1 protein-coding gene is annotated in these 245 nt (G+C 54.7%); it reads right to left on the reverse strand.

Annotation, left to right across the window (positions count from 1 at the left end; all coding sequences use genetic code 11):
• Nucleotides 1–245: hypothetical protein (locus tag SB679_RS25820; RefSeq protein ID WP_410705224.1), on the reverse strand; the 245-nt coding region annotated here is incomplete at both ends.

Raw genomic sequence — 245 nt, forward strand, 5'->3', positions numbered from 1 at the left:
GAGGGCGGAGGGGTCACCCCTGTACTAAAAGGCCATTCCGGCTCACGCAGCGAGCTTCTGCCTGAAGCTGGAAATTGAATGTTGCCTTGAGCGGATTTAATTGGATAACGCGAGCCGAGCTGCTCTACGGCAAGTTGTCCTACTTCTACAGCTGAAGAGATGGTTGCCGCTGCTCCAAACGAAAAATCTGCCATCACCAACGCATCGTTATTTGCCCCCGCAAGGCGTGCCACCCCCGTACCAAT

This window comes from Chryseobacterium sp. SIMBA_029 (assembly GCF_046535275.1).
Lineage (GTDB): Bacteria > Bacteroidota > Bacteroidia > Flavobacteriales > Weeksellaceae > Chryseobacterium.